This window comes from Algoriphagus yeomjeoni, from assembly GCF_049821175.1.
GTDB classification, from domain to species: Bacteria; Bacteroidota; Bacteroidia; order Cytophagales; family Cyclobacteriaceae; genus Algoriphagus; species Algoriphagus yeomjeoni_A.
Map to the genome: position 1 here is coordinate 2,216,532 of NZ_CP187512.1, position 17,973 is coordinate 2,234,504.

Genomic DNA, 17,973 nt, shown 5'->3' on the forward strand with positions numbered 1-17,973 from the left:
CCCTTTTATGCAATTTCATTCTAGGCACCTTTTTATAATTCTTGCCTTCGGGCTCTTCCTCTCTTCCTGTAAATCACAAAAACCCATTACTCCCGCGAGTAAGCCAAATGGTACCATAACGACTTCACCAAATACTAACCCTGGCGCAAATCTTCCAATAAAATCCCTGCCGATGGCTCCGGTTGCTTTACAGCCATTGACCTTTCAAATGCCAGAAATACCACGAGAATTTCGTGGCGTTTGGATTGCCACCGTTGCTAATATCGATTGGCCTATTTCACCGGATGACGCATACGAAAAGCAAAAACGTGATTTCATCAATCTGCTTGACTACTACAAAAATCTAAATTTTAACGCAGTCATAGTCCAAGTACGAACTGCAGGGGACGCTTTCTACCCCAGTAATTTGGCTCCATGGTCCAAATACTTGACAGGAAAACAAGGGCAAGCTCCAAATACAACTGAAAATCCACTTACCTGGATGATCAATGAATCCCATGCCCGAGGCTTGGAATTTCACGCTTGGCTAAATCCATATCGGGCGACCATGAATTTAAATACTTCAGATTTAAGCCCGGAGCACGACTACAACTTGCATCGTGACTGGATGCTGAAATACGACACCAAGTATTACTATAACCCAGGTTTACCGCAAGTGAAAGCACATTTATTGGCTGTGATCAAAGAAATCGTGGATAATTATGACATAGACGCTATTCACTTTGATGACTATTTCTACCCTTACAAAGTAGCCAAACTAGACTTCCCGGATAAGTCAACCTACGATAGATATAAAAAACCTGGACAATCTCAGGATGATTGGAGGCGTGACAATGTCAACCAATTGATTCTAGCGCTGAACCAAACCATAAAGGAGAGTAAGCCTTGGGTGCAATTTGGGATTTCACCTTTTGGAGTTTGGAGAAATCAAGACAAAGATCCGAAAGGATCCCCAACCCGCGCGGGACAGACAAACTATGACGATCTCTATGCGGATGTCTTGCTATGGATGAAAAATGGTTGGGTAGATTACATGATCCCCCAACTCTATTGGAGCATGGATCATAAGCTGGCTTCGCATAGAATCCTGAATGACTGGTGGGCAAAAAATCACTTTAATACCAATATCTACATTGGAAATGGACCATACAAAATCCGTGATGATTCTGATGCTGCTTGGGACAATCCACGCGAGATCAATACCCAGATCTCTTACACCCGTACGCTTCCGACTATTCAGGGAAATGCCTTTTTCTCAGCAAAATCCATGAAAATCAAAAATCAGGATGTAGCACAACTACTAAAAAAAGAGCTTTACAACGAACCTACTTTACCGCCAGCATTCCAGCCAAAAGGTCCTTCTGTGATAGATAGCCCGGTCGTGTTCAGTGTGGAATCCAATTCAGAAAAGACAACTATTCGCATGGCAAATCCACTTGATCCAGCCATCAGATACGCACTGATCCAAGGGGCAAATGAATTGAGCCAGTTGGCTGACGCCGAAATTCATCCGGTGTGGGTCGGTGGTATGCGAGCCAGAACTTTAGAAGTAAAAAGTCTAAATACACCATACCTAGCCATCCGTTGGATCGACCACTACGGAAGAATTGTCCAAACCCAAGTTTACCAAATACCTTAAATCCCCACTTATGCAAGACATGCTTGTCCGTTTGACCGGTTTACCGGATGTTTCTTTAGAAGAAGCAGGGTTATTGAAAAAGGAGAAAGTTGTCTTCAGAAGGTCTATTGCTCCAGAGAAGCATTTCGTAAGCAACTGGGTTTTGGAGCATTTCGGTGAGTATTGGCAGTCAGAAGTAGAAGTCGCTTTCAGCAGGCAGCCGGTCGCTTGTTGGCTGGCGCAAAGAGGAAATGATATCATAGGTTTTGCATGCTATGAAAGTACTGCCCGTAATTTCTTTGGTCCCACAGGCACATTAGAGTCCGAGCGAGGAAAAGGAATCGGTAAAATCCTCCTGATCAAATCACTGGAATCCATGAGAGAAATGGGTTATGCCTATGCAATCATTGGCGGTGTCGGACCGGCAGAATTTTACGAAAAAACAGTCAACGCTAAAATAATAGATGGATCTGACGTGAGTATTTACGAAAATCTGATCCGCAAATCATGAGCAAATCAACCCAAAGAACTCCATGGATCTGGATTCCCTCTCTTTACATGACCGAGGGAATTCCTTACATCGTCATCATAGTAGTCTCGGTCATCATGTACAAAAAGCTCGGCGTCTCCAATTCAGACATTGGGCTGTACACCAGTTTACTATACCTCCCTTGGGTAATTAAACCCATCTGGAGCCCGATTGTAGACCTTATTGGCACAAAGCGAAAATGGTTTCTAAGCATGCAATTGATTCTTGCCCTAGTCTTTTTAGGCGTAGGACTAACGACCGCTGGGAGTAACTTTTTCTTTCTGACTTTGGCGTTCTTCTGGATGGGAGCATTTGCTTCCGCCACAAATGACATCGCTTCCGATGGCATGTATTTGATCGCTCTGAAGCCTGAGCAGCAATCCTTCTTCGTGGGTTTAAGAGGTACTTTCTACAGAATTGGAATGATCACAGGTCAAGGCCTGATCGTGATGGTAGCCGGTTATTTGGAAACTTCCCTAGGAGACAACAGCAAAGCCTGGTCATATACCATGATAATTGTTGCTGTTTTGATGCTAATTCTGACCGCTGTCAATTATTTTTCTACTCCAAAAGTAGAAGAAGAATCAACGGAAAAAACTTCTAGAGAAGCAAGTTTTGGAAAGGTTTTCAGCACCTTCTTCACCAAGAAAAACATTGGGATTTCACTGGCATTCGTCTTACTCTATAGACTTGGAGAATCACAATTGGTAAAGATGGCCTCCCCATTTCTACTCGATTTCAAAGAAAAAGGCGGATTGGCTTTAAGCACTTCTGAAGTTGGTTTTATGTATGGAACGATAGGTGTAATCGCGTTGCTTCTGGGTGGGATATTAGGCGGAATCGCCATTTCCCGAGATGGATTGGGCAAGTGGATGATCCCGATGGCACTTTCGCTTAACCTACCGAACTTGCTCTACATCGCATTGGCGCATTTCCAGCCAGAGAATATCTTTTTCGCAGGCGCGGTCGTAGTCATAGAGCAATTCGGATATGGGTTCGGTTTTGCTGCTTATATGATTTTCCTTATTTACTTGGCAGAAGGGCTTTTCAAAACCTCACATTATGCTTTGGCCACAGGCTTTATGGCTATGGGAATGATGTTTCCCGGAATGCTTTCAGGATATATTCAGGAATGGCTTGGCTACACAGGGTTCTTCATTTGGGTAGGTATTGCGATGATTCCTGCGCTGGCAATCGCTGCAAGTGTGAAGTATCCGAGGGAATTTGGGAAGAAACTTGAGTAATTTACGATTTTGGATTTACGAGTTACGAGTCAGATAGGGACTTCCAACAACTTATATAGTTTTAACTCTTCGACTTCTTTACCAATAACAGATATAATTAAAGGGTCGGAAATTGGGTCAGTCCGAGCGGAGTCGAGGGCCTTTCGACTTCGCTCAAGGTGACCGGCTACTAAGAATAATTTTGCAATATTTCAATTTTCCAATCTTTAAATGAATCTAATCCAAAAAATCGCCCAATGCTTCTCCCCTGCTGCATTTATACATGATTCGGAGGAGAATTACCAAGCAATCGAAAAACTTATTCTTGATCAGGAAATCGGTGGGTTGACATTTTTTCATAGCCGACATTCTGCTGCTGCAAACTTCGAAAAGCGGGCGGAAGTACTTGATGTGAGTGGGACTTTGGAGAAGATGATTACCCTGATCAATCGCTATCAAGGCATTTCAAAAACGCCTTTGCTGATCAGCATAGATGGAGAATATGGACTGGCCATGAGGATTGAGAACACGCCTCAATATCCATTTGCCATTACCCTTGGGGCGATTAAGGAAAATGCGACAGAACTGATCGAAGAGGTGGGATATAGATTAGGATTGGATATGAAAGCTGCCGGAATTCATCTGAATCTCGCTCCCTGCTCCGATGTAAACACAAATCCAAATAATCCTGTGATTGGTTATAGATCCTTTGGAACAAATCCACAAAAGGTAGCCGAGAACTCATTGGCCATGTATCAGGGGATGAAAAAAGCTGGAATTGGAGCTTGCTTGAAGCATTTCCCTGGACATGGAGATACGCAAACAGATTCTCATTTGGGACTACCAGTAATTCAGAAAACAAAGGAGGAGCTGAGTAAAGAAGAACTTTTACCATTTCAATATGGGAAAGACCAAGGTGTTGAGATGATTATGGTAGGGCACTTGGCAGCTCCGGCTTTGTCTGGAGGAAAGGAAATCGCTGCAAGTATAAGTCGGGAGATTATCACGGATTTACTGAAAACAGAAATGGGCTTTACTGGACTGGTTATTTCAGATGCTTTAAATATGAAAGCCGTCGCCGACCATTTCCCAGTACCTGGCCAACTCGAATGGGAAGCCTTTCATGCAGGGAATGATATTTTGTGTTTCTCAGATCATGTAAAAGAAGGAATTGAGCAGATTTTCAAAAATGCCTCTGAAGAGGAAGTTGAAAAGGTATTTAAGAAAATATGGGCGCTCAAAAAGCAGTTAGGCGTGTTTGATTTTAAGGCTTTAGATCTTCATCCATTCGAATGGGAAAGTCATTCAGCCTTTCAATCCCAGCTTGCAAAAGAATACGTTTCCCTTGTATCTGGGAAAATTGATTCTGAAGAATTGAGGAGATTGGCAAGTGAAGGAAAACTTGTTCTTCAGAGTTTCTACGAAAAAGAGAAGTCAGTTTTCTCGCAAAAGCTTAATCAAAAATTTGCTTCAGAATTTAGTAGTATCCCGATAGAAGAAGCTGAAAAAGTAATCATTTCTCTTTTTGTTCCCTCTCACAAACCACTGAATCAGTTTGGAATGGAGGAAGATATTTTGGCTGAAATCAAAAAGCTAGCTCAAAACAAGTCATGCATTTTGGTTCATTTTGGAAATCCTTTGGCACTAAAACATCTCGGAAATCTTACTGATTTTGAAGCGGTGATTTGTGGCTATCAGAGTTTCGAGGAAGCTCAGGAGGTTGCCTGTTATTTTTTTTAACCACGGAGCACGCTGAGTCCCGATAGCTATCAGGATCACAGATATACACTGAGAACAATAAGTATCAGTTTGTGCCTGACAAAGCGAAAATTGACCAACCTTACTTGATTGTAGCCTATAGGAAGCAAGTTAGCTCTAGCTCTGTGCTCTCCGCGTCACCCTTCGTGATCTCAGTGGTTAAAAAAAAGCCGGCTCCCTTTCGGAAAACCGGCTCCAAAGAAATCATCATGCATTTGCAACTGGGTTAATCAGCTACGCGTACATTCTGACTTCCTAGATTTTTAAAATTAAATGCCTTCTGCCTCTAATTCTATTTTCACAAGTCTGGCATCTTCTCTATGATCTTTGACTTTACCTAAAGTCTTGTCTGAAAATGCCTTCAACGTGTTATTCTCTCCGTTATCATTTTGATTTTCGTAGATAGACATAGAGTTATCTAAGGTTTCCAATTGGAAATCTATGAAAGCCATATCAAAGTCCTCACCGCTTAGTGCAGCCAGTTCAGCATACTTTGCTTGCATAGCATCAGAAACTTCATCGGAAATCTCCACGTCTGTCCCGTCTACTATACCTTCCAGCTCAGTTTTACTTTCTGTAGTCTCGGATACAAGCATGGTTCCATAGTCCAATACAGAATCATCTTCTCCGTTGACTAGGGCTAGCTGACCGAAATCCATTTGAGCATTCAGGCTTTGTGAAGTTGCAATCGCAAAATTTCTATCCTGCTGATTGTAGGTAGTCAAAATCGGATCATTATCCTCATCTTCACAGGAAGTCATCCCGACTAGACAAAATGAAGAAAGCAGCACAGCTCCAGTGATCCTTGCTCTTCTGCTGAAGTTATTTGCTGCGGGTTGGTTTACATTACTTGTTCTCATAAGAAAATTAGTTGGTTTAGTGTTCTATCACTATTCTTACAAGTACCATTCCCATGGCTGTATAGCCATTTTAAGAGGCTTTTCCCCTAAATCACCTGTGTAAAGCTTACTCAGTCTGTTGAAAGTATTACGCTTTTAGTAAATCTCTTGCTTCACTTTTTTACCAACTCCCAGATCTCAAAAGGAATATAATCCAGCTCTTCTTCCTCATTTACCACTTTCACCAAAACTCGGTTATTTGGCAAAGTCATTTGAATCAATCCAGAGGGGATAGTCAATTCACCCGGTAGCTGAATTCCGTCCTTAAAAAGTATTATCCTATGAAATTCAGGATTGTACATCCGATAAGGCTTAACTTGGCTTTTCATCAGTTCGAGAGTACCCTCAGAAATCTCCTTTAAATAAACAAGTCCAACTAAATCCGAGTCAAATTTTAAGATCATATCATTCATTGAATAACGGGGTGTTCCACCAGAAATAGCCAAATTTGACTCTCTGAGCGGAATATCATCCAAGGCATTAAAGAATTCTTGCTTGACCGGGATTCTTTGAATTACATTCCAGTTGATAGGATTGTAAACTGTGATTTCATTGTCGATAGTAGTGGTGAAATACAAATTGCTATTCTGAGCATCAATGGTAAATATTGGATTAATCCTCACAGGAAACACCTCATCTTCTATTCCTTCAAATACTTTTCTGCTGGATAATGGAATTGTCGATTGGACTTTTTTACTAGCTGAATTAAAGTAATCAAGCATGTCTATTTTGCTTGGAGGAACATCATTAAAAACAATATTATTTATGTTGGTTCCATTTACAATAAATGAAACATCCTCCCCTCTAGTCAATGGAACAAACTTAGATCTTGGTCCAGCATAAACAACTGTCGTAACCTTCGGTTCATACAGTATTTTACTAAACTTATTGAAGTCAAGGTCATATTTCATTAGTTCTATGGAGGTCTGAACAAAGACATTTCCATCAGGAGAGAATCCCATGGCCAATGCCGATGACCTGTAATCTTCCGGCCCCTCTCCCTGACGCTTTTGACTGGCTAGTATCTTCCCATTTGCATCAAAAATAGCCAGCTCGATGCCCTCGGATCTTTTGTCAATAAAACCTACAAAAATATCTCTTTTGGGATCATAGTCCCTTATTCCTACCTCTGCAAGACTCTCTACACGGATTTCCCTTACTTTTTTGAAGGTATATTCTTGTGCCGAAAGAGTGAATGACAAAAAAGTAGCGCTAAATGAAAGCGCAGTTTTAATTAGAAGGTTTTTCATGGGTTAGTCAATTAAAAAACAAGCTAATAAAATAGTTGTAAAAATTAAACTAAAACCTGCTTTTAATACTCAGTATCAAACACATACGCAATCTCATGCACATACTTTTCTCCCGGAGCCAATGAAGTAGAAGGAAAACTTGGTTTGTTAGGACTATCCGGCCAGCCTTCAGGTTCTAAACATAATGCCCAGTGCTTCTCATATATCTTACCATCCGCGCCTGCAAAGCCATTGAACCCGTTTGCAGTATATAATTGTACGCCTGGAGCTGTTGAGAAAACTGACATCACTCGGCCGCTTTCAGAATGCTTTACTATGGCAATCTTCTTTAACTCGGAGGAGTTTGCTCTCTTGGTAACATAATTATGATCAAACCCCTCACCCAAAGCATCCAATTGAGCCCCAAGGTTCTTTGGGGTTTGAAAATCAAAGGGAGTTCCAGCAATGCTTTTTATTTCTCCGCTAGGAATCTGACCAGATTCGCCTGGTGTAATGGCATCTGCAAAAATCTGCAACTCATGATCCCGCACATCTCCATTGATTCCATTCAGATTGAAATAAGAATGATTTGTCAAGTTCACGACTGTTTTCTTATCTGTAGTTGATTCAAATCGCAGCTTCAATTCGTTGCTACTTGTAAGTTCCATCCAAAGCGTAGTCATCAAATTCCCAGGAAAACCTTCTTCTCCATCCACGCTTAAGTAAGTCATCTTCACGCCTACTGCATTGTCATTTTTATATACTTCAGGGCTCCATACTTTTACGCCAAAACCCTTCGCCCCTCCATGCAAGGTATTCTCTCCATTGTTTTTTGTAATGCGAAAAGTTTCCCCATCCAAAGTAAATGAAGCCTCTCCTATTCTATTGGCATATCTGCCTACCGCAGCTCCTAGGTAAGGTCCGTTTTTGGTAAAATAATCCGGAATTTCTTCCAACGCCAGGACAACATTTTCCAGCTTGCCATTTTTATCAGGAACGAAGATCCTGGAAATAATCCCGCCGAAATTGGTCATCTCCACCTGCATGTTTCCATTTTCTAAAGTGTAGTGAAAAACATCCTTACCTTCCCAAATCCCAACCTTTTCGCCTTTGATGGACAAAGAAGCTTCCTGTATCACAGTCATTTTGGTTTGCGAGAGACTTACTGTTACTGAGATCAATAGCAGTATTGCTACTAATTGGATTCTTAGGTTCATGTTTTATGCAATGAAAAATTTGAAAATAGTAAGAACTTGTCCGCCTTGACGCATTGGGAAATTTCGGATCGAGGTACCTTTAGATCTCGTAAATCATAATTCGTAAATCAAAACTGCTCATCTCCTTTTATGATTTTCTTCAATCTTATTGATTTGTTTGTCTAGCTCATTACGATCATAAACTTTCCCTTTCATCACTACCATTACTGGTACTTTCAATGTATTCAGATCTACCAAAGGGTTTTCCTGCACCAATACAAAATCAGCAGAAGCTCCAGCTTTGATCACTCCCCACTCTCCTTCCTGATCAAAGTATTTAGCGGGATTTACAGATCCTGATTTCAAAATTTCATAATTAGACATGCCTGCCTGAGACATCAACTCAATCTCATGATGAATAGAAAAACCCGGAACATTGAAGACCTGCGGTGAATCAGAAGTCATTAGGATAGGAACACCAGCTTCATGCATAGTCATGAATAATTCTTTCCTGAAGTCAAGATAGGGTTGCACATTTTCTTTTGTCAAAACCCCTCGTTCTTCATAAGGCGTTTTTGCATTGATCCAGCTTTGAACTTGGCCAGCAGACATATATTTCATTTCGGGTACATTTCTGTATTCTTCAGCTAGCTTGTAGCCAAAGTACCGATCAAAAAGTGTCAATGTCGGAGCCATCCATGCTCCTGTTTTCAAAGTCAAATCAACCAACTCCGGAAGCTTGCTCATATCTACTTCATTCACCAAAAGCATCGTAAAAGGCCCTGCTTTATCTGAATCCAAAACCTTGGAATAATCCGGCATCAGTGCTTCCACATAGCCATCCATATGTTCAACAGATTTATAGCCATTCTCCAAACTTGCTTTTAAACCAACCGCCAAGGACACATGGCCTCCGAAGGGAATTCCTAGCTCTTTTGCTGTTTTGGCAATTGCCAAAAACTCATCCATCTCCAATCCAGGATGTAATTTCAAATGATCATAGCCAGCAGCCTTTTCATCTTTCACCATTTGCGCAGCTTGCTCGGGCGAAGAGACAGAGGAACCACTGAAAGAAGGTCCAGAAAGAAAAAGTCTAGGCCCATCTATCTCGCCAGCTTCAATGCCGGCTTTCAAAGGTAAATGTGAGGCATGCCCAATCATTCCTCGTACCCTCAAAACTCCATTCGCTAAATAAAGCCACATAGCTTCCTCCTGAAGTTCAGTGTTTCCATTTTGGGCTACAGGAATGTGTGAATGGAACTCTGCCAAGCCTGGATAAACATAGGCCCCACCTCCATCGATCACGGGATTTACATTGAAATCAGTTGCAGATGACATTGGAGCTATTTTGATGATCTTACCTTCAGTCACCAAAATTGCTTGGTCGGCAAGCACCTGATCATTTTCCATGGATATTACATTCACATTGGAAATGTAGAAGGTTTGAGAAATCCCCGTCAAGAATGGGATTTGGAAAAACAGGAAAATCAAGAAAAGTAGCTTTTTCATAGTACAGAGAATCACATGGTTTACTCAATTTCGCTTTTATCGTGTCCCTAAACAATCCATGAGGAAAATATTAAACTCATGGGGGAGTTAATTCCCAAGGTATTTTACTGTTTACCCTTAGTTGGAGCTTCCAAATACCTAAAAGCCTCTGAAAGCATATCGTTTACACTTTGAGAAATACTCAATTTTAAACCATAATCGGGTTCTTCCCATGTCTCAAACTGCGAGTCAAGCATGCCTGCTTTCATGTAGTGATTTTTGCGGGCAAGCATACGATTCCAGATCAAATCCCGATCACCTTTTAGGTGAATCCAACGCACATCATCCTGCACTTTCAGTAATTCTCTATAGCTTTCCTTTAGAGCTGAACATGCCAATACCGCACCGCCAGACTTCTCATGCACGATTAAAATATCAGCTAAGGCTTGAAGCCATGGCATTCTATCCTGATCGTTGAGTGGAAAGCCCTGACTCATTTTTTCGATATTTTCCTTTGGGTGAAAATTATCAGCATCAAAAAATGGCAATTCGAACTTGTTGGCTATCTCCGACCCTATGGTCGTTTTACCTGTTCCTGAGACTCCTGTGACGATAATTAGCATGAATGAAAGTTAAGGAAATAATAAAATTATTTTCAACACTTCAGCTCCCAACTCTAGAGATGAATTATAATATCAAGTATTAGAGAAACTTAGATCTTTAATGAAAAAAAATTCTAGAAATAGTAGAAATCACACGGACGAGACACGAAGAATAAAACTTTCACAAAATTTTTGTAAAAGATCGTTTTATTAAAAAACATTTTTTAGATTTGTTTAGCTAAGTAGCCTGAGTAAAAACCTCCTCAATAGCAAGTTTTAAAAAGGAGAATCTTTCAAAAAGACTTCATTGCATAATTTGAATGATACTAATCACTCGGCACTTAACTAGTTGATTATAAACACAGTCCTAATAAACAAACCTGTCCAAACAGTATGCTAAGTAAGTATCCACTTTCAGATGTTGAAAAAAGTTTTCTTCAGGAATCTGGTGTAGAGAAAATCAGCACCCTCATTCCCTACCTTCAAGTTGACAATTTTCCGAAACTTGGCTTGCTTACTGCTTGTCGGTTTTTGGAGTGGGCAGCAGCAAATCCTGAAGGAGTAATCAGTTTGCCAACTGGTAAGACACCAGAATTTTTCATCAAATGGACACAGTTTCTACTTGACAACTGGGATAATAAAAAAGGAAAAGATGTCAGGGAAAAATACGGTCTGGGGAATACCAAAAAACCAATTCTCAAAGATCTGACTTTTGTACAGATCGATGAGTTTTATCCAATTTCTTCAAAGCAGAATAATAGCTTTTTTGACTACGTCAATAAGTTTTACATACAGGGATTCGGACTTTCGAAGGAAAAAGCAATTCTGATCAACTCAGATGAAATTCCGCTGGCTAACGGCCTTCATTTCAGCGCCGTTTTCCCAGACTTGAAAGTTGACCTTTCGTTGAGATTTAGAGATCCAAAAAATGATCTTGAAAAACTACAGCAGCAATCAATCTACAAGATTGACCAATGGTGTGGTGAATACGAACAGAAAATCAGAGACGCTGGAGGAATTGGCTTCTTCTTGGGCGGAATCGGTCCTGATGGACACATCGCGTTTAATACTCGAGGATCACACTTATTCTCTGTTACTCGTCTGACAGAAACCAATTTTGAGACCCAAGCCGTAGCTGCCGGTGATCTTGGTGGAATTGAAATCTCCTCCAATAGACTAGTCATTACAATTGGACTAGATACTATTGTGTACAATCCAGATGCTGTAGCAATTATTATTGCTGCTGGTGAGGCAAAAGCAGGAATTGTAAAAGATTCTCTTGAAACCCCGCTGAATAATGTCTTCCCGGGCACTGTTCTTCAGAAGCTTAAGAATGGCCGATTTTATGTTACCAAAGGAGCAGGCGTAAAACTTACTGATTCTGTAGATTCATATTATCAGAAAGGTGAATGGACCTGGGAAAAGACAGAAAGATCAGTAATCGACCTTTGTAAGAAGCTTGGTAAGTACGGTCACAGGATCAAGTTATCAGACCTTAAGGCTGATAAATACACCAAATTAATTCCTGATTTATCTGAGGAAACGGTCAGCCAGGTAATGAAAAGTATTGAGAGCAAACTCGCTAAAGGCTTAGAACAAGAAAGTAATGAAGTGCTTCTTCATACTGGCCCGCACCATGATGATATTTCGCTTGGGATTCTTCCTCACATTACTAATCAGCTCCATGAGCCAAGTAATGAAGCTCACTTTTCAGTATTGACTTCAGGTTTTACTGCAGTTACAAATACGTTTGTAATCGAAACACTTCTATCTACCAAAAAGCTACTAGATAATGGCCAGATTCAAATGGTCAATTTTGAGGATTTCTTTGACGTAGGATATAGTCTGAAAACTGACAAGGATGTTTATCACTACTTGACAAATGTAGCATCAGAAAAAGCAGATCAGCGTCTGAGAGGACTTTGCCACCGAGTGGTAAGAGCTTTGGTAATCGTTTATGAAATAAAAAATAAGTCTCAGCTACGCGAGACAATCAATGATGTAATCAGCATTCTGAAAAATAGCTACGATGGCGAGAAAAACTCCGCTAAAGTGCAGAAGCTAAAAGGAATGATTCGTGAGTTTGAAGAAGAGCTAGTTTGGGCACACTTTGGAGTACAAGTGAAAAATGTACACCATTTAAGACTTGGCTTTTATACAGGAGATATTTTCACCGAACAGCCAGATAAAGATCGTGATGTGGAACCGATCGTGGAAATGTTTAGAAAAGTTAACCCTACGAAGATTAGTTTAACGCTCGATCCGGAAGGTTCAGGGCCAGATACACACTATAAAGTTCTTCAGGCAACTGCAGCTGCTGTGAAAAAGTGGGGTGAAGAGAAAGATATCAGTAAGCTCAGAATCATTGGATATAGAAACGTTTGGTTCAAATTTGAGCCTCACGAGGCCAATGTGATTGTACCAGTTTCACTTGGAGATATGTCCGTGATGGAGGATTCATTTGCCAATTGCTACCTTAGCCAAGTGAATGCTTCTTTCCCTAGCTATTCTCATAATGGTAAATTCAGCACTGTTGCCAAAAGAATTTGGGTAGATCAACTGGACGCAATTCAACTCCTTCTAGGTAAGAATTACTTCTATCAGCACGAGCGTGCACAAGTTAGAGCTAGTCATGGGTTAATTTTCTTCCGTGATATGAATGTGGAAGAATTCCTAGCTACAGCAAGAGAATTAGAAAAATCAATTGAAGGAATGCTTTAATTGCAAGTACCGCGAAAGCTGCGGCTGTTTGTTAACCACAACAGTCACAGCTTTTCTATAAAACCTATCAACCTTATTAATTGTAGCGAATGGAAAAAGCCATTTTGGGATTAGATATTGGAGGCACCGGGATCAAAGGTGGTGTGCTAATTAACGGACATCTAGAAGATATCCGATCCATTGCTACACCTGCAAAAGAAAGTAAAGAGTATATCCTTGAATCCATTGCGGAATTCATTGAAACCTATTTGGAATATGACTTAGTAGGTATTGGCATTGGAATTCCTGGGTTAGTCGATGTGCGAGAAGGTATAGTATTGGGGCTTTCAAATATTCCTGCTTTTCAGCACGTAGAATTGAAGAAGTTTCTAACCAATCGTTTTGGAAAACCTGTCTTTATTAACAATGATGCAAACTGCTTTGCCTCAGGTGTCCATAAGTTTGGCGTAGGCCAAAGGTTTAACCATTTAGTAGGTCTCACTCTCGGAACGGGTATCGGTGGAGGCATTGTCATAAATGGCCACCTGTATAGTGGAGTAAACTCTGCCGCCGGTGAATGGTGTAGTTCAACCTATTTGGATAAAGACTTTGAGCACTATTGCAGTGGGAAATTCTTTGAAAGATCTTATAATAAAAAGCCTAAAGCTTTGGCCAAATTGGCCCTAGCTGGAGATCCAGTCGCTTTAAAAGCATTTGATGAATATGGTCACCATTTAGGAGAGCTTATCAAGCATATTCTTTATGCATTAGCGCCAGAGGCAGTTATCTTGGGAGGTTCTATCAGAAAAACGTATCCACTTTTCAAAGAATCTCTCTTTAAATCCATTTCAACCTTCAATTACCCTACGGTGATAGAAAGATTTGAGATTTTACTATCTGAAATGGATGAAACAGCAATTCACGGCGCAGTGGCTTTGGTAGAGTTAGAAAATGAAAACGAAGTAGTAAGTAATTAGATATAAATTGGTTTGTAGTAATAGAAAGGTGGCTTTTATAAAAGGCCACTTTTTTTTGGAATATTTTTGCTTAACCGCAAAGAGTACACAGAGGGTGACGCAGAGCCCACATCTTATAGGTCTAACCCTTTATAAACCTTGTCACATAGTGGTAAAAAATACCCAAAACTACCTTTCAGCCTTCTTGACCATTGAATTTGATAATTGATTTTTGAAAATTTCTTAGCCTTTTACAAAGTTCTGTATCTCCGCTTTTATACTTTCGAAGTGTTTTTTCAATCCTTCAAAGTCACCTGAACTGATCAACTTTTTATCAATCAACGAACTTCCCATTCCTACTCCGAAAGCTCCTGCTTCAAAAAAAGATTTGATATTGGATTTAGAAACTCCGCCTGTGGGAAGCAATTTGACTTGATCCAATGGTCCTAGCACATCTTTGATGAACTCCACTCCAAGCTTTGTGGCTGGAAAAACCTTAACAGCAGAAACTCCCAAAGACCAGGCTTTGTAAATCTCCGTAGGTGAAAAAGCTCCTGGGAAAATCGGGATATTCTCGTCAACAGCATGCGTTATGACAGTTTCATCTATAATAGGTGTGACAATAAACTGAGCTCCTGCATCTATCGCTTCTCGTAGTTCTGTCAGGTTGCAAACTGTCCCTGCACCGATAGTTAACGAAGGGAATTCACTGCTCAACCTTGAAATCATGGAAGCTGCGCCAGCCGTATTCATGGTAACTTCAAGCGTAGTAAGCCCCGCTGCTTCGTAAGCTTCTGCTATTTTCAAAACCACATCAAGAGATTGACCTCTAATGATCCCTACAATTGGTGCCGCTTTATACCGTTTCCAAAAGAGTGAAGTTGAAGTTTCCATATGATTTAGATTTCCTTAAGTGATAGGTGCATGATAATACAAGTTAATGCCTGCTTTCTAAACTTCAAGTACTATCGAAGCAGATCAGCCAGGAGAAAAAACCTCCCCAGCAACAACTTCTACTTAACTACACGAGAAAGCCCGATCCATTTTCTGAATCGGGCTTTACTTGATTTTCCTTAGCAGCCGTGGTTTGTGTCTCACAAACCACAAATTTCTTTATTTGGTAAGTGGCTTTTCTCGCTGCATTTCTACCATATCCACCGGCGGAGGAGTATTATCTCCTAGTAGGTGCTGTACAAAGTAATCTCCCATTTTCCAGAAGAAGTACTCCGTCATATCTCCATAGCCATGTCTCTGATCTGGCAAAACAACCAACTCAAATCGTTTTCCAGCTTTAATTAGCGCACTTGCCATTCTGGTTGTATTCGCCGGATGGACGTTATTATCTGCACTGCCATGGGAAAGCATCAAGTGACCTTTTAGATTCTTTGCCAGGTCAGGATTCTTATCGATCTGATAGATGAAAGTCGTGTCTCCTTTGGCATTTATCTGCTCTTTTACACCGTGATGCTTCTCAGACCACCAGCGATTGTACACGCTATTATCATGATTTCCAGCAGAGGAAACCGCCACTTTGAAAAAATCTGGATATACCAACATCGCAGCTGTGGACATAAATCCTCCACCTGAATGTCCGTGAATCCCAACTTTAGACTTATCAATGAAATCATATCGATCTGAAAGTTGCTCCACCGCAGCCTTTTTATCAGCCAAGCCATAATCTCTCAAATCTCCAAAACCATAATTATGGTACCACTTCGAGCGACCTGGGTGCCCTCCTCTATTTCCCAGCGTAATCACCACAAAACCAAACTGAGCCAATCGATCCGTTCTATCTAATCTGGCTGAGAATGCCTTGTCTACCGCTTCCGTTTGAGGGCCAGGATATACATATTCTATAATTGGATACTTTCGCGTAGAGTCAAAATCAAAAGGCTTGTACATCACACCATACAAATCGGTGATTCCATCATCAGCTTTGAAAGTGAAAGGTTCTGGGAATTGATACCCCGTGGCCATAAGATTGGAAAGATCAACAGTTTCCAGATCCATTACTTTGTTTCCTGCTTTGTCTTTCAAAATAACAACTGGCGTCGTGTTCACTCTGGAATAGTTATTCACAAAGAAAGTCGCATTGTCATTGATCTCTGCCGAGTGGTTGAAATCGCCAGAATTCAGCAGCGTAATCGCTCCACCATCTAAGCTCACACTGTACAAATGCTCATAATAAGGATCCTCTCCAGCTTCTCTGCCATTTGCCACAAAATACAACTTTCGGCCCTTCTCATCCACCCGTGCTACTCGATCTGTATGAAATGCGCCAGATGTCAATTGACGCTTCAATGACCCATCTTTTCCATAAAGATAGAAATGCCCCCAGCCATCTCGCTCAGACCACCAGACGATTTCGTTGTCTAAAATCTCAGGCTTCAAAAAATCGATGTAGCTATTACTTCTCTCTTCGATCACGACTTCCTTCTCATTGGTGGCAAGATTCCATCTACAGATATCTACTTTTTTCAGATCTCTGGAAGTCACAGCGTAATAAAATTCATCCAGATCGCCGAGCCAAGTCACTGGGCGGAAATCATCATCCCTGGAACTTTCCAGAGAATTGGAATTATAGACATTCAGTGTTTGATCTTTAAAAGTCCCGACAGGGAGGTTTGATAGCTCTTCAGTGTCAAAGGAATAATGCAGCAAATACGTAATCGGCTGTTCCTTTTCGCCTGGCATTGCATACTTGTAAGTCTCAAGCGTAGGACGGGGATTCTTAGTGCTGTGAATCACCCAAAGTTCTTTCACTTTGCGCTGATCAGTTCTCGTCATCACAAATTGCTTTGAGTCAGTGCTCCAGTAAGCTCCTGCACGCTTTCTCTTATCTTTATTCTTCTCTGTTTCCTCGTTATCCTCACCTCTGCCACTTGAGCCATATTCGAAGTTTTCCTCTCCATCCTCAGTCAGTTGATGTTCAACGATGGTGCTGTCTTTTTCATCTTTCACAGCTCTCAGGAAGTTCTCCTTATCCATCCAGTAGAGATTATTCTGCTTCGCAAAAAGGACCTTGGAAGAATCAGGAGCGATATTGGCCCAAGACATGCGTTCTGGATCTTTTGGAGCATCGGTGATTTCAGTCAACTGCTGATTGCTGATGTTATAATTGAAAACAAAGGTCTTTTTCTCCATCGAGTCCTTAGCGCTTTTGTTCTTTTCTTTGATCTCAGCCCAATCCTTTTTCAGCACATCTTCCGTGCCTTTTACTTTGAATTTGATGGTGTTTTCATCTTCCAAAAACTTCAGATCCTCCAATTTCAAATGCTGGCCATCCACTGGATCTTTGGTGATTTTCATAATCTCCATTGCCAGTTTATTGGTATCAAAAAGTTGACTTTTGGTTTTTCTCACCGGATCCACGATGTACCAATTCTTTCCATTACTGGTCTCGAACTCATACCAAAAACGATCTGATTTCTTTAGCCAATGTGGGTCAACTCGGGTGGAGAAAACCAGTTTTTTCATTTTCTCAGGAGAGAATCTAGCTGCAAGCTCATAATTACCTGAATAAACCTGCTCCTGGGAGTAGCTATTCTGGAAAAGTAAAATGAACGCAAATGCGAGTAAAGTGTGCTTCATAGTTGTTCTATTTGGGAAAACGAATCTAAATCAAACTTTTCCTACTAATAGAACCACTAGTATAAAAAACCTCGGTTCATTCAATCAAGGTCAGGAGTATTTGACCCTTTATCCCAAATTATTGTTGTCAGAACAGGCTTTTTCATATGTTTTTAACACTGGGATGACATTAGAGGTCAAAGTC

13 protein-coding genes are annotated in these 17,973 nt (G+C 40.8%); 6 read left to right on the forward strand and 7 right to left on the reverse strand.

Going from position 1 to position 17,973, the window contains the following annotated elements:
* Positions 1 to 7: 7 nt before the first annotated feature.
* From ACPUEN_RS08780 to ACPUEN_RS08795, 4 genes are all read left to right on the forward strand, one after another.
* Positions 8 to 1,639, forward strand: coding sequence for a glycoside hydrolase family 10 protein (locus ACPUEN_RS08780; RefSeq protein ID WP_425639785.1), 1,632 nt, complete (start codon positions 8 to 10; stop codon positions 1,637 to 1,639).
* A 10-nt stretch (positions 1,640 to 1,649) separates the two neighbouring features.
* Positions 1,650 to 2,129, forward strand: a complete 480-nt coding sequence (locus tag ACPUEN_RS08785; RefSeq protein ID WP_425639787.1) for a GNAT family N-acetyltransferase — start codon at positions 1,650 to 1,652, stop codon at positions 2,127 to 2,129.
* Positions 2,126 to 3,391 (forward strand): MFS transporter, encoded by a 1,266-nt coding sequence (locus ACPUEN_RS08790; RefSeq protein ID WP_425639788.1) that lies wholly within the window; start codon positions 2,126 to 2,128, stop codon positions 3,389 to 3,391. Before ACPUEN_RS08785 ends, ACPUEN_RS08790 begins: the two co-directional genes overlap by 4 nt.
* A 210-nt stretch (positions 3,392 to 3,601) precedes the next feature.
* Entirely contained in the window at positions 3,602 to 5,110 is a 1,509-nt protein-coding gene (locus ACPUEN_RS08795) for a glycoside hydrolase family 3 protein (RefSeq protein ID WP_425639790.1), read from the forward strand.
* A gap of 287 nt (positions 5,111 to 5,397) precedes the next feature.
* Here ACPUEN_RS08795 and ACPUEN_RS08800 read toward each other — a convergent pair whose 3' ends face one another.
* From ACPUEN_RS08800 to ACPUEN_RS08820, 5 genes are all read right to left on the reverse strand, one after another.
* Positions 5,398 to 5,988, reverse strand: a complete 591-nt coding sequence (locus ACPUEN_RS08800; RefSeq protein WP_425639792.1) for a DUF4142 domain-containing protein — start codon at positions 5,986 to 5,988, stop codon at positions 5,398 to 5,400.
* A gap of 152 nt (positions 5,989 to 6,140) precedes the next feature.
* Positions 6,141 to 7,277: a hypothetical protein gene (locus ACPUEN_RS08805; protein WP_425639794.1), complete on the reverse strand. Its 1,137-nt coding sequence runs from the start codon at positions 7,275 to 7,277 to the stop codon at positions 6,141 to 6,143.
* Between the two features lie 62 nt (positions 7,278 to 7,339).
* Positions 7,340 to 8,473: an aldose epimerase family protein gene (locus tag ACPUEN_RS08810; protein ID WP_425639796.1), complete on the reverse strand. Its 1,134-nt coding sequence runs from the start codon at positions 8,471 to 8,473 to the stop codon at positions 7,340 to 7,342.
* Between the two features lie 117 nt (positions 8,474 to 8,590).
* Complete coding sequence (locus tag ACPUEN_RS08815) at positions 8,591 to 9,961, reverse strand: amidohydrolase family protein (protein WP_425639798.1); 1,371 nt, start codon at positions 9,959 to 9,961, stop codon at positions 8,591 to 8,593.
* A 104-nt stretch (positions 9,962 to 10,065) separates the two neighbouring features.
* The gene (locus ACPUEN_RS08820) at positions 10,066 to 10,563 is read right to left on the reverse strand and encodes a gluconokinase (RefSeq protein ID WP_425639800.1); all 498 of its coding nucleotides are present in this window, start codon (positions 10,561 to 10,563) and stop codon (positions 10,066 to 10,068) included.
* A gap of 372 nt (positions 10,564 to 10,935) precedes the next feature.
* Between ACPUEN_RS08820 and ACPUEN_RS08825 the strand changes: the two genes are divergently transcribed.
* Both ACPUEN_RS08825 and ACPUEN_RS08830 read left to right on the forward strand, forming a co-directional pair.
* The gene (locus ACPUEN_RS08825) at positions 10,936 to 13,263 is read left to right on the forward strand and encodes a glucosamine-6-phosphate isomerase (RefSeq protein ID WP_425639801.1); all 2,328 of its coding nucleotides are present in this window, start codon (positions 10,936 to 10,938) and stop codon (positions 13,261 to 13,263) included.
* Positions 13,264 to 13,352: 89 nt separating this feature from the next.
* Entirely contained in the window at positions 13,353 to 14,219 is an 867-nt protein-coding gene (locus ACPUEN_RS08830) for an ROK family protein (RefSeq protein WP_425639803.1), read from the forward strand.
* A gap of 222 nt (positions 14,220 to 14,441) precedes the next feature.
* Here the strand turns inward: ACPUEN_RS08830 and ACPUEN_RS08835 are convergent, their stop codons facing one another.
* Positions 14,442 to 15,092, reverse strand: coding sequence for a bifunctional 4-hydroxy-2-oxoglutarate aldolase/2-dehydro-3-deoxy-phosphogluconate aldolase (locus ACPUEN_RS08835; RefSeq protein ID WP_425639805.1), 651 nt, complete (start codon positions 15,090 to 15,092; stop codon positions 14,442 to 14,444).
* Between the two features lie 219 nt (positions 15,093 to 15,311).
* Complete coding sequence (locus ACPUEN_RS08840; protein ID WP_425639807.1) at positions 15,312 to 17,789, reverse strand: DPP IV N-terminal domain-containing protein; 2,478 nt, start codon at positions 17,787 to 17,789, stop codon at positions 15,312 to 15,314.
* Positions 17,790 to 17,973: the final 184 nt, after the last annotated feature.